Source organism: Bradyrhizobium sp. STM 3566, from assembly GCF_045571445.1.
In the GTDB taxonomy this organism is placed as follows: domain Bacteria; phylum Pseudomonadota; class Alphaproteobacteria; order Rhizobiales; family Xanthobacteraceae; genus Bradyrhizobium; species Bradyrhizobium vignae.
Window position 1 is genome coordinate 2612134 of sequence record NZ_CP120692.1, and the last position, 12492, is coordinate 2624625.

Genomic DNA, 12492 nt, shown 5'->3' on the forward strand with positions numbered 1-12492 from the left:
TCCGAGCCCTCGTTACGTGTACGCGTCCCCCCGCGAGCCCTGCGCGCGGCGCAAGCCCACAGACCGGATCATGCCGCTTGCGCGGATCCCCGAGCCGTCCCCACCCGGACGGCTTGTCCGCCAATTTCTGCAACATCCTATTTGCAGAGCGTCGCGAATGAAATGCCCGCGATTAAGACATTCTTAATCATCGTTAACAGGATCGTGGCGTAACGCCTTAGCAATAAATGCAATTCTCCACCGGACTCGGTCGATTGCGGCAACTTGTTGTCAATAAACAGGCAGATCTACGTCAAATAGCCCAAACATTTCGTTAACCATTTTCATGCTTGGGTGAGGGGAACCTGACCGCCGGACCGGCGGCCGCCGCGCGATGCCGGGGCCTGCGCCATGACGCCTGAACTGCAACGGATGGATTGGATGCCGTCGCCCCCGCTTGCACCCATCGATAGCCCGCTGGATCTCGATCACCTGTCCCGGATGACGCTCGGCGACACTGAACTGGAACAGGAAGTGTTGGCGATGTTCGCCGAGCAGGCGGTCCGCCTGCTGGCGGCGATGGCTGCGATGCCGGCCGAGACCGGCGCGCTCGCGCACAAGCTCAAGGGTTCGGCGCGAGGAATCGGCGCCTTTGCGGTGGCCGATGCCGCAGCCAGCCTGGAGACCGCGATCAGGACCGGCCGTGGCCGGCCCGATGCCCTCGCCGCGCTGAAACAGGCGGTGACGGAGGTCCGCGCCGCCATCGAGGCGATCCTGAAGCCGTAGGCCGATACGGTCAAAGCCGCGCTCTAGTCATTTGTTTTGACGCGTTTTCTTCCCGCAAGATGGGATTCATTTCGCATCAAAACGCTATGGCGCCGGGCTGACCGACCCGTTATAGGACAGCCCGGACCCTCCTTCCTTCCCAGCACCGCGGCAGCACGAGCAGATATGGCCAAGATTCACTTTGTCGACCACAAGGGCGAAACCCGCACGGTGGAAATCGAGAACGGCGCAACCGTGATGGAAGCCGCGATCCGCAACAGCATTCCCGGCATCGAGGCCGAATGCGGCGGCGCCTGCGCCTGTGCGACCTGCCATGTCTATGTCGACGAAGCGTGGCGTGAGAAGGTGGGCAGCCCGACGCCGATGGAGGAGGACATGCTCGATTTCGGTTTCGACGTGCGCCCGAATTCGCGCCTGTCTTGCCAGATCAAGGTTTCCGACGAGCTCGACGGTCTCGTCGTGGCGACGCCGGAACGCCAGGCCTGATCGTCTCCAAACAAACTAGATGCTCGGCGGCGCGACCTCGATGCCGCGCTTGTGCCAGGGTCTGAGCTTCTCGATCACCTCTGCAGTCAGCGGCGCGGGGCGTCGCGTCGCCTCATCGAGCAAGACGCCGACCGACGTCGCCGACGCGATGCACTTTCCTTGCGAGAACACGACCTGCTCGAAGGTCACCGACGTTCGTCCGAGCTTCACCACCCCGAGGCCGAGCTCGATCGTGTTCGGCCAGTGCAGCTCGGCACGAAAATGCATGTCGAGTCGCACCATGATCCAGGCGAGGCCCGGCGGGGTCAGCCCGTATTCGGGAAGCTTCATCAGCGTGACACGGCCCGTCTCGAAATAGGTGGCGTAGACCGCGTTGTTGACGTGCTGGTTTGGATCGAGATCGCCGAAGCGGACGTTGTCGCTGAGGCGGTAGGGATAGTCCTCAAGGCGCGGCGTCGTGTCGGGGCGGGCTGGCGCGTTCACCGATTGATCTCCGTCATATCCATCCTCGTTACAGCCCAGTTATTTTGGCCCGGCAAGTGGGCGCGACTGCGGGGCGATCCCGCTTTTATGCCTTCCCTGTTCCATCCCCGTTGGCTAGACAGGCAGGGTCACCTCAGCCCAAAGGGCTCCGTCTAACCGATAACGATCGATAAAGAGACGACATGAGCGACGTGATCAAAACCGATGTGCTGATTATTGGCGCCGGCCCCTGCGGTCTGTTCGCCGCCTTCGAGCTCGGCCTTCTCGACATGAAGGCGCATTTCGTCGACATCCTCGACAAGGTCGGCGGCCAGTGTGCCGAGCTCTATCCGGAAAAACCGATCTACGACATTCCCGGCATTCCGCAGGTTTCGGGGCAGGGGCTCACCGACGCGCTGATGGAGCAGATCAAGCCGTTTCATCCGACCTTCCATCTCGGCGAGATGGTCGAGACCGTGGAGAAGATCGGCGATCCCGCCTTTCGCTGCACCACCGACACCGGCAAGGTGTTCGAGTGCAAGGTGGTGGTGATCGCGGCCGGCGGCGGCTCATTCCAGCCCAAGCGTCCGCCGGTGCCGGGCATCGAGGCCTATGAAGGCACGTCGGTGCATTATGCCGTGCGCAAGATGGAGACGTTCCGCGACAAGAACGTGCTGATCGTCGGCGGCGGCGATTCCGCGCTAGACTGGACGCTCAATCTGCATCCGCTGGCCAAGCGCATCACGCTTCTGCATCGGCGCGACGAGTTTCGCGCCGCGCCCCACAGCGTCGAGCAGATGCGCGCGCTCGTCGCTGGCGGCAAGATGGATCTGCGGCTCGGCCAAGTCACCGCGCTCTCCGGCGCTGACGGCAAGCTCACCGGCGCGACCGTCAAGGGCAACGACAACAGCTTGAGCGAGATTGCCTGCGAGGCCATGCTGCCGTTCTTCGGGCTGACCATGAAGCTCGGCCCGGTCGCGAATTGGGGCATTGCGCTGGAGAACAACCTCGTGCCGGTCGAGACATCCGCGTTCGAAACCAACGTATCAGGCATCTTCGCCATCGGCGATATCAACACGTATCCCGGCAAGATCAAGCTGATCCTGTGCGGCTTCCACGAGGGCGCGCTGATGTCGCAAAAAGCCCATCGTTATGTCTATCCGGAGAAGCGGCTCGTGTTCCAGTACACGACCTCGTCCTCCAGCCTGCAAAAGAAGCTCGGTGTCAACTGACGGAACGCAGCGGGGAGGCGATGCCCCATGTTTCTGGTGCTGGAACCGTTCGCGAAATCGCCGTAGTCTGCGGCCATTCCGGTCGTGGAATAACAAGGTGATCTAATGCGGAATTTCTCCAGCTTTCGGCAGCTCTCCTTCCTCGCGCTCGCATTGTCGCTCGCGACGGTGACGCCGTGTGCGGCACAGACCACCGAGCCCACGGCGGCGGGCCTCTGGCAGAAGGTCGAAGACGGCAAGACGGTCGGATGGTTCCTCTTCATCGACCACAACGGCGTGTTCGAAGGTGTGATCGCCAAGACCTTCCCGCGGCCAACCGACAATCCGAACGAAGTCTGCTCCAAGTGCACCGACGATCGCAAGAACGCGCCGGTGCTCGGCATCTCCTTCGTCCGCAACATGAAGCGCGAAGGATTGAAGTACGAAGGGGGCAACGTGCTCAATCCGCGCGACGGCCAGATCTGGAAGGCCAATATGCGGGTCAGCCCCGACGGCCAGACCCTGACGCTGCGCGGCTATCTCGGCATCGCGCTGCTCGGCAAGGACGAGACCTGGACGCGCCTACCCGATGCCTACATTGCCCAGGTGGATCCTGCCATCGTCGCAAAATACCTGCCCGCGCAGGCTGCAGCCGCGAAACCGCCCGCACCCGCGGCGAAGAAGGGCGGCGCGATGATGGCCCCTGCGAAGCAGTAGGCGCGCCGCCTCAGCACTCGTAGCTTCGGTGCGTCCTCTTCCCGCTTAGGCTGGGAATCCAGGACGTGCCAGCTTCTCAACGTCATTGCACGGCCCGTGCGGCCACGTTCGCCGAAAGGCGAACACGCGCCGGACCCGCTCCAGTAGTTCCCCGGAATGCGCGCTGGCGCCGGATTTGCATGGCTGCCGGCAAAGCTGCTGGGGGAGCGAGTCGCCGTCTCCACGCCTGCCGCGCACCACGCGGAGGGCGGACGGCAGCGTTTGCCTCGCGGCGATCACTTCGACCGCGGAGACACCATGAAAGCAATATCGTGTGCCGCCACGCTGCTGGGATTGATCGCGCTATTGGCCACATCGGCGCTGGCGCGCGATGACGGCCGCTACGCCAACTCGCCATTAAAACCCTGGTTCGAGAGTCTGCATAGCGAATACGGACAGTGCTGCTCCGACGCCGACGGCTATGTCATCGCCGACGTCGATTGGGAATCCGATCGCGGCCACTACCGCGTGCGCATCGACGACGAATGGGTCGTGGTGCCCGACGGTGCGGTGATCACCGTGCCGAACAAGATCGGCCGCACCATGGTCTGGAAGCACTATGTCGACGGCCATCCGCGCGTGCGCTGCTTCATGCCGGGCAGCATGACTTAGACCCGCGTGTCATTCCGGTCTGCGCGCCAATGTTTCCGGACGGTTTCGCGGAAGCGCCGATGCACCCTGCCTAACGCTCTTGCAGATCAAGCTGCGGAGATTTGACCGGGGCGGCGGCCGCGGGAAAGCGCAAGGGGTAAGAGCGCCTGTCTGTGGAACAGGAGGTCGGTGGTTCGAGCCCCTCACGTCACCGGCGCGGGGTTGAACAGCGTGAGATCATTGTGGATGCCCCAGCGGTCCGACCACGGCTTGACGCGGCCGGAGGCGACATCGAGGATCAGGCGGAACAGATCCCAGCCGCATTCCTCGATGGTCTTCTCGCCGGTGGCGATGCTGCCTGAATCAAAATCGATCAGGTCTTTCCAGCGCCGCGCGAGCTCGCTGCGGGTCGCGACCTTGATGACGGGCGCGGCGGCGAGGCCATAGGGCGTGCCGCGACCGGTGGTGAACACCTGCAGGGTCATGCCGGAGGCGAGCTGGAGCGTGCCGCAGATGAAGTCGCTTGCCGGTGTTGCTGCGAACAGCATGCCCTTCTGCGTCGCCTTCTCGCCGGGCGAGAGCACGCCGGCGATGGCGGAGGAGCCGGACTTCACGATCGAGCCGAGCGACTTCTCGACGATGTTGGCAAGGCCGCCCTTCTTGTTGCCGGGCGTGGTGTTGGCGCTGCGGTCGGCGCCGCCGCGGGCGAGGTAGGAATCGTACCAGGCCATCTCACGCACCAGCGCGCGGCCGACATCCTCGTTGATGGCGCGTCGCGTCAGCAGCTGGATGGCGTCGCGCACTTCGGTGACTTCCGAGAACATCACGGTCGCGCCGGCGCGCACCAGCAGGTCCGCGGCGAAGCCGACGGCGGGATTCGCGGTGACGCCGGAGAAGGCATCGCTACCGCCGCATTGCAGGCCGATGACGAGATCGGAGGCCGGGCAGGTCTCGCGCTTGCGCGTGTTGAGCACCTTCAGGCGGGCTTCGGCCTGGGTCATGATCGCATCGACGATCGCGCCAAAGCCGTCGAAGGCTTCGTCCTGCATGCGCACGATGGCGTCGTTGATGCCTGCCGGCACCAGCCGCTCGGGCGCGAGCTTCTCGCAACCGAGGCCGACGACCAAAATCTCGCCGCCGAAATTCGGGTTGAGCGCGAGGTTCTGCAGGGTGCGGATCGGCACGACCGCGTCGGGCGCGGTGATGGCGACGCCGCAGCCGTAGGCATGGGTCAACGGCACGACGTCATCGACGTTCGGATATTTCGGCAGCAGCTCGGCGCGGATGCGCTTGACCGCATATTCCATCGTGCCCTTGACGCATTGCACGGAGGAGGAGATGCCGAGGATGTTCTTGGTGCCGACCGAGCCGTCCGGATTGCGATAGCCCTCGAAGGTGAAGCCTTCGAGCGGCGGCAGCGGTGCGGGGACGGCGGTCGAGATTTCCAGCTTGTCGAGGGCAGGGGCCTCCGGCATGCGGATGCGGGCCTCGTCCACCCACTCGCCGGCCAGGATCGGCGACAGCGCGTAGCCGATGATCTCGCCATAACGGATGATCGGCGCGCCTTCCGCGATATCGACCAGCGCGGTCTTGTGCCCTTGCGGCACGAAGGCGCGCAGCGTCAGTCCCGATGCAAAGCGCGAACCGGCGGGAAGCCCGAAATCATTGACCACGATCGCGACGTTGTCGCGCTCGTTGAGCTTGATGTAGCGGGGCTGCTCTTTCGCTGCGACGTCCTGGTCCATCTTCGCTTGCCTCAAGAACGGAAGAAACCGTGTTTTCGTTCACCTCTCCCCGGAGGGGAGAGGTGGACACCTGCGCCGCGGCACGACATCACTCGTCAACCCGGATTCGTGTAGGCCGTCTTCACCGTGGTGTAGAACTCGCGCGCGTAGGAGCCCTGCTCGCGGGCCCCGTAGCTCGAGCCCTTCCGTCCGCCGAACGGCACGTGATAGTCGACGCCGGCGGTCGGCAGATTGACCATCACCATGCCGGACTCGCTGTTGCGCTTGTAGTGCGAGGCGTATTTCAGGCTGGTGGTGCAGATGCCGGAGGCGAGGCCGAACTCGGTGTCGTTGGAGATCGCGAGCGCTTCCTCGTAGTTCTTCGCACGAATGACGGCGGCGACCGGACCAAAAATTTCCTCACGCGCGATGCGCATGTTGTTGTTGGCTTCGGTGAACAGCGCCGGCTGCAGGTAATGACCGGGGTTCTCGCGCTTGAGCAGCTCGCCGCCGAAGGCGAGCTTGGCGCCCTCGTCCTGGCCGATCTTGATGTAGCGGAGATCCTGGTCGAGCTGGCTCTGGTCGACGACGGGGCCGATATGCACGCCGGTCTTGAGCGCATCGTCCACCGACAGCCCCTTCAACCGCTCGGCCATCGCCGCGACGAAGCGGTCGTGGATGCCTTCGGTGACGATCAGGCGCGAGGAGGCGGTGCAGCGCTGGCCGGTCGAGAAATAGGCGCCGTTGACGGCGACCTCGACGGCGGTCTTGAGGTCGGCGTCGTCGAGCACGACCAGGGGATTCTTGCCGCCCATCTCGAGCTGGAATTTCTTCATCGGGTTCGAGAGCACGCAGGCCTGCGCGATCTTGCGCCCCGTCTGCACCGACCCGGTGAAGGAGATCGCGGCCACATCGGGGTGCTCGAGCAGGGTCTGGCCGACCACCGAGCCGGAGCCGACCACGAGGTTGAACACGCCGGCGGGAACGCCGGAACGGGTGATGATTTCGGCGAGTGCATGTCCGGAGCCCGGCACCAGCTCGGCCGGCTTGAACACGACCGTGTTGCCGTAGCACAGCGCCGGCGCGATCTTCCAGGCGGGGATCGCGATCGGGAAATTCCAGGGCGTGATCATGCCGACGACGCCGACCGGCTCGCGGGTGAGCTCGACGTCGAGGCCGGGACGGACCGAGGCGCCCTTCTCGCCGATCAGGCGTAGCGCTTCGCCGGCGAAGAACGCGAAGATCTGGCCGGCGCGGGCGACCTCGCCGATCCCCTCGGGCAGCGTCTTGCCTTCCTCGCGGGCGAGCAGGCGGCCGAGCTCTTCCTTGCGGGCGAGGATCTCGGCGGAGATCTTGTTCAGCGCGTCATAGCGCTCCTGCGGCGTCGAGCGCGACCAGGCGGGGAAGGCAGCCTTTGCGGCGGCGATCGCCTTCTCGGTCTGCGCCTTGTCGGCTTTGGCATATTCGCCGACGAGATCGTTGGTGTTGGAGGGGTTGATGTTCTTCGTGATGCCGGAGCCGTCGACCCATTCGCCGCCGATGAAGTTCTTCAGGATCGCAGTCATCGTTTCCTCCAGAGTATTTTAACGAACGAGGCAGGGACGCTTGTCGTCGAAGGTCCAGCCGGGGATCAGGTCCTGCATGGCAATAGCGTCATCGCGGGCGGCAAGTCCATGCTGCTTGTAGAGCTCATGCGCGGCGTCGATAGCGGCCCTGTCGATTTCGATACCCAGGCCCGGCCTGTCCGGGACCGCAATTTGGCCGCCCTTGATCTGCAGCGGCTCTCTGGTCAGGGCCTGGCCGTCCTGCCAGATCCAGTGGGTGTCGATCGCGGTGACCTTGCCGGGCGCGGCTGCGCCGACATGGGTGAACATGGCGAGTGAAATGTCGAAATGGTTGTTGGAGTGCGAGCCCCAGGTCAGGCCGTTGTCACGGCAGGTCTGGGCGACGCGCACCGAGCCTTGCATGGTCCAGAAATGGGGATCGGCGAGCGGAATGTCCACCGCCCCTAAGCGCACCGCGTGGGAGAGCTGCCGCCAGTCGGTGGCGATCATGTTGGTTGCGGTCGGCAGGCCGGTGGCGCGGCGGAACTCGGCCATGATCTCGCGGCCGGAGAAGCCGGCCTCGGCGCCGCAGGGATCCTCGGCATAGGCGAGGATGCCGTGCATGTCCTTGCAGAGGCTGATCGCCTCATCCAGCGACCAGGCGCCGTTGGGGTCGAGCGTGACGCGCGCGTTCGGAAAGCGCTTTGCGATGGCAGTGACGGCCTCGATCTCCTGCTCGCCGCGGAGCACGCCACCCTTGAGCTTGAAATCGGCAAAGCCGTAATGGTCGTGGGTGGCCTCGGCGAGGCGCACCACCGTCTCCGGCGTCATCGCCTCCTGATGGCGGAGGTTGAACCATTCCGCCCCGCCGGTCTCGCCTTCCACATAGGGCAGGCGGGACTTGCGGCGATCACCGACGAAGAAGAGATAGCCGAGCGTCTCGACGCTTGTGCGCTGCTGGCCTTCGCCGAGTAGCGCGGCGACCGGCAGCCCGAGATGCTGGCCGAGCAAGTCGAGTAGCGCGGATTCGATCGCGGTGACCGCGTGGATCATCACCCGCAGGTCAAACGTCTGCTTGCCGCGGCCGCCGGCGTCGCGGTCGGCAAAGGCGGTACGGACGTCGGCGAGGATGTTGTTCATCGCCCCGACGGTCTTGCCGATCACGAGATCGCGCGCGTCCTGGAGTGTCTGCCAGATCTTCTGCCCGCCCGGCACCTCGCCGACGCCGGTGTGGCCGGCATTGTCGGTGAGGATGACGATGTTGCGGGTGAAGAAGGGCGCATGCGCGCCGCTGAGGTTGAGGAGCATGCTGTCGCGGCCCGCAACCGGGATCACCTGCATCGATGTGACGACCGGTGCACCAGAAATCTCAGTCCGGGCCATCGCACGCTCCTCCCTGTCGTCTTGTTATTCTGCAGCCTGTTGTGACGATCGTGCGGCGGGCAGCTTCTTCACCAGCGCGGTCAGTTCGGCGATCTCCTGCTCCGTGAGGTCGGTCAGCGGCGGACGGACCGGGCCGGAATCGCGGCCGATCACCTTCATGCCGGCCTTGATGATCGAGACTGCATAGCCCTTCTTGCGATTGCGGATCGCGATCAGCGGCAGGATGAAGTTCTTCAGGCCGGCGTGGATCGTCTCATGGTCGCGCTTGCGCACCGCGGCGTAGAAATTGGTGGCGAACTCCGGCACGAAGTTGAACACGGCCGAGGAATAGGTCGTCACGCCCATGTCGAGATAGGGCAGCGCGAAAGTCTCCGCGGTCGGCAGGCCGCCGATATAGGTGAGGCGATCGCCGAGCTTGGTGTAGACGCGCGTCATCAGCTCGATGTCGCCGATGCCGTCCTTGTAGCCGACGAGGTTCGGGCAGCGCTCGGCGAGGCGCGCGAGCGTATCGGGCTGGAGGATGGCGTTGTCACGGTTGTAGACGATGACGCCGATCTTAACGGAGGCGCAGACCGCCTCGACATGGGCGGCAAGGCCGTCCTGCTCGGAATGGGTGAGGTAAGGCGGCAGCAGCAGCAGGCCGTCGGCGCCAGCCTTCTCGGCACCGATCGCGATCTCGCGGGCGATTGCGGTGCCGTAGCCGGTGCCGGCGAGCACGGGCACGCGGCCCTTGGTCTCCTCGACGGCGATCTTCACGATCTGCGGAACCTCGGTCGGGGTCAGCGAGAAGAACTCACCGGTGCCGCCGGCGGCGAACAGTCCGGCAACGTCGTAGCCGCAGAGCCAGTCCATGTTGGCGCGGTAGGTCGCCTCGTCGAAGGAGTAGTCCGCCCTGAACGGCGTGACGGGGAAGGACAGGAGGCCCGATCCGATCTTCTGGGCCATCTCCTGCGGGGTCATCTTGCTCACGGGCGCTGCTCCCTTTCGTGCGTGTTGTGGAGGACGCAAGCCTGCGCGTCCATGCGCCGTGGTTTAGGAGACCGTTCGATGCGCGTCCAAGCCAAAGCCTATATCGACCGATGCAGATTGAGCATCAATCCTCCGTCAGCTCCGCGGAGGACAATTCGCCGGCGATTTTGACCAGGGCCGACAGCAGCGGATTCTCGTCGTCGCGGCGCCAGACCATGAAGAGCTCGACGGGAACGCGGGTGCGCAGCTTCAGCGGGCGCAGCCGCACGTCGGAGATCTTCAGGCTCGCGGCTGCGGCCGGCACGATGGCAAGGCCGAGGCCGGCGCGCACCATGGCGAGGATGGAGTGGATCTGGCTGAGATGCTGGACGTAGCGCGGCAGCACGTCGGCCCGGGTGAAGAGAGCCACCAGCAGATCGTGGAAGTAGCGGCTCTCATAGGGCGAATACATCACGAAGGGCTGGTCGTCGAAATCCTTGATGGTGATGCCGTCGGCGTTGGCGAGCGGATGCTTCTTCGGGATCGCGGCGAGCAGGGGCTCGGCGACGACGCGGCGGCTGGTCAGCTCGGGCCGCGCGATCGGCGGCCTGAGCAGGCCGGCGTCGATCTGGCCCGAGGTCAGCGCCTCGAACTGGTCGCCCGACACCATCTCCTTCAGCGAGAAGTCCACCTCGGGCAGCTTGGCACGGCAGGCGGCGACGAGCTCGGGCAGGAAGCCGTAGGCGGCGGCCGCGGTGAAGCCGATCTTGAGCGAGCCGGTCTTGCCGAGCGCGATGCGGCGGGCAACTTGCGAGGCGCTTTCCGCAAGCTTGAGGATGCGCCGCGCCTCCGGCAGGAAGCTGCGTCCCGCAGGTGTCAGGCGCACCGAGCGGCTGGTACGCTCCAAGAGCGGCGCGTCGATGATGTGCTCGAGCACCTGGATCTGCCGGGACAGCGGCGGCTGGGTCATGTTCAGCCGCGCGGCGGCGCGGCCGAAATGCAGTTCCTCCGCCACCGTGACGAAACAGCGGAGCTGGTTGAGGTCGAACATCGATACATGCCTTAGATGAATAAGGCGTTTCGCCGGCACTTCTAGCATCGATCATCCCCAAAACAAAGACGGCGGCCGTGAAGCCGCCGTTGAGTTGCCTGGTCAAGCTCCCATGGGAGCCCTCAGGAGGAACGTTTCAGCGTCACCCGCTCGATCTTGCCGACGATGACGAGATAGGCGAAGACGGCCACTAGCGCGTTGAGGCCGACGAACACCAGCGCGCCGTTGAACGAGCCGGTCGCGGCCAGGATGTAGCCGATCACGATCGGCGTGGTGATCGAGGACAGGTTGCCGAAGGTATTGAACAGGCCGCCGGAGATGCCGCCGGCTTCCTTCGGCGAGGTGTCGGAGACGACCGCCCAGCCGAGCGCGCCGATGCCCTTGCCGAAGAAGGCGAGCGCCATGAAGCCGACCACCAGCGCCTGTCCCTCGACATAGTTGCAGGCGATGATCGACATCGACAGCAGCATGCCGCCCACGATCGGGATCTTGCGCGCCATGGTCAGCGAGCCGGTCCGGCGCAGGATCGCGTCCGAGATGATGCCGCCGAGCACGCCGCCGATGAAGCCGCACAGAGCGGGTAGCGTCGCGACGAAGCCCGCTTGCAGGACCGACAGCCCGCGTTCCTTGACGAGATAGACCGGAAACCAGGTCAGGAAGAAATAGGTCAGCGTGTTGATGCAGTACTGGCCGAGATAGACGCCGAGCATCATGCGATTGGAAAGCAGCTGGCGGATGTGGTCCCAGCCGGAGCCGGCCTCGGGCGCACGCGCGCGCAGCCGATCATCCTTGGGCGCGTCGAGATCGACCAGCGCGCCACCTTCCCTGATGTAGTCGAACTCAGCCTCGTTGATCGAAGGGTGCTCCTTCGGGCCATAGATGGTCCTGAGCCAGACGAGGCCCATGACGATGCCGAGCGCGCCCATCACGAAGAACACGAAGCGCCAGCCGTAGGTGTGCGCGATCCAGCCCATCAGCGGCGCGAAGATCACAGTGGCGAAGTACTGGCCGGAGTTGAAGAAGGCGGATGCGGTGCCGCGTTCATTGCCGGGAAACCAGGCCGCGACGATGCGCGCATTCGCCGGGAAGGAAGGCGCCTCCGCAATGCCGACAAGCAGGCGAAGCGCAAACAGCACGACGATGGCAGCGCCGGCGCTGAGGAAGCCGACCCAGCCCTGCATCAGCGTGAACAGCGACCAGATGATGATGCTGAAGGCATAGACGAGGCGCGAGCCGTAGCGGTCGAGCAGCCAGCCGCCCGGCACCTGCGCCACGACATAGGACCAGCCGAAGGCCGAGAAGATCCAGCCCATGGCGACGGGATCGAGATTCAGCTCTTTCGAGAGCGCGGGACCCGCGATCGAGAGCGTAGCGCGGTCGGCATAATTCACGGTGGTGACCAGGAACAACATGGTCACGATGAACAGCCTGACGCGAGACCTACTCACGTCCGCTGCGGACACCACTGCGCTCATCACGCGCCTCCTCGAAGTCGAAATGTTTTCCTCGACCCGAGTCCTAGAGGTGCGCGCGGCGGGGTGTCCAAGTTCAAGGGAGTATCGATCGATGCC

Annotated in this window: 12 protein-coding genes; 5 read left to right on the forward strand and 7 right to left on the reverse strand. The window is 64.7% G+C overall.

All coding sequences use genetic code 11. From position 1 onward, the window contains the following. Positions 1 to 390: 390 nt before the first annotated feature. Together P6U27_RS12315 and P6U27_RS12320 are read left to right on the forward strand one after the other, a co-directional pair. Positions 391 to 765: an Hpt domain-containing protein gene (locus P6U27_RS12315; RefSeq protein ID WP_122402387.1), complete on the forward strand. Its 375-nt coding sequence runs from the start codon at positions 391 to 393 to the stop codon at positions 763 to 765. A 165-nt stretch (positions 766 to 930) separates the two neighbouring features. Then, entirely contained in the window at positions 931 to 1251 is a 321-nt protein-coding gene (locus P6U27_RS12320) for a 2Fe-2S iron-sulfur cluster-binding protein (protein ID WP_008143731.1), read from the forward strand. A gap of 15 nt (positions 1252 to 1266) precedes the next feature. Here the strand turns inward: P6U27_RS12320 and P6U27_RS12325 are convergent, their stop codons facing one another. Beyond that, complete coding sequence (locus tag P6U27_RS12325) at positions 1267 to 1734, reverse strand: thioesterase family protein (protein ID WP_122402388.1); 468 nt, start codon at positions 1732 to 1734, stop codon at positions 1267 to 1269. A 182-nt stretch (positions 1735 to 1916) separates the two neighbouring features. Between P6U27_RS12325 and P6U27_RS12330 the strand changes: the two genes are divergently transcribed. The 3 genes from P6U27_RS12330 (at position 1917) to P6U27_RS12340 (ending at position 4292) form a co-directional block, all read left to right on the forward strand. After that, complete coding sequence (locus P6U27_RS12330; protein ID WP_122402389.1) at positions 1917 to 2945, forward strand: NAD(P)/FAD-dependent oxidoreductase; 1029 nt, start codon at positions 1917 to 1919, stop codon at positions 2943 to 2945. A gap of 105 nt (positions 2946 to 3050) precedes the next feature. After that, entirely contained in the window at positions 3051 to 3641 is a 591-nt protein-coding gene (locus P6U27_RS12335) for a DUF2147 domain-containing protein (RefSeq protein ID WP_122402390.1), read from the forward strand. 297 nt (positions 3642 to 3938) lie between these two features. Further along, on the forward strand, positions 3939 to 4292 hold the full coding sequence (locus P6U27_RS12340) for a hypothetical protein (RefSeq protein WP_122406562.1): 354 nt from the start codon (positions 3939 to 3941) through the stop codon (positions 4290 to 4292). Positions 4293 to 4474: 182 nt separating this feature from the next. On the opposite strand, the gene garD is transcribed toward P6U27_RS12340, so the two are convergent. The 6 genes from garD to P6U27_RS12370 all read right to left on the reverse strand — a co-directional run bounded on the left by garD (position 4475) and on the right by P6U27_RS12370 (position 12396). Continuing rightward, a complete protein-coding gene (gene garD / locus P6U27_RS12345; RefSeq protein ID WP_122402391.1) occupies positions 4475 to 6016 on the reverse strand; it encodes a galactarate dehydratase in 1542 nt (513 codons plus the stop codon). A 95-nt stretch (positions 6017 to 6111) separates the two neighbouring features. Continuing rightward, on the reverse strand, positions 6112 to 7560 hold the full coding sequence (locus P6U27_RS12350; protein WP_122402392.1) for an aldehyde dehydrogenase family protein: 1449 nt from the start codon (positions 7558 to 7560) through the stop codon (positions 6112 to 6114). Positions 7561 to 7578: 18 nt separating this feature from the next. Further along, positions 7579 to 8922, reverse strand: coding sequence for a glucarate dehydratase (gene gudD / locus P6U27_RS12355; RefSeq protein ID WP_122402393.1), 1344 nt, complete (start codon positions 8920 to 8922; stop codon positions 7579 to 7581). A 24-nt stretch (positions 8923 to 8946) separates the two neighbouring features. Next, positions 8947 to 9891 carry a 5-dehydro-4-deoxyglucarate dehydratase gene (gene kdgD, locus P6U27_RS12360; protein ID WP_129145035.1) on the reverse strand — a complete coding sequence of 315 codons (945 nt, stop codon included), beginning with the start codon at positions 9889 to 9891 and terminating at the stop codon, positions 8947 to 8949. A gap of 124 nt (positions 9892 to 10015) precedes the next feature. After that, on the reverse strand, positions 10016 to 10921 hold the full coding sequence (locus P6U27_RS12365; protein ID WP_122402395.1) for a LysR substrate-binding domain-containing protein: 906 nt from the start codon (positions 10919 to 10921) through the stop codon (positions 10016 to 10018). Positions 10922 to 11043: 122 nt separating this feature from the next. Then, the gene (locus P6U27_RS12370) at positions 11044 to 12396 is read right to left on the reverse strand and encodes an MFS transporter (RefSeq protein WP_407194122.1); all 1353 of its coding nucleotides are present in this window, start codon (positions 12394 to 12396) and stop codon (positions 11044 to 11046) included. Positions 12397 to 12492: the final 96 nt, after the last annotated feature.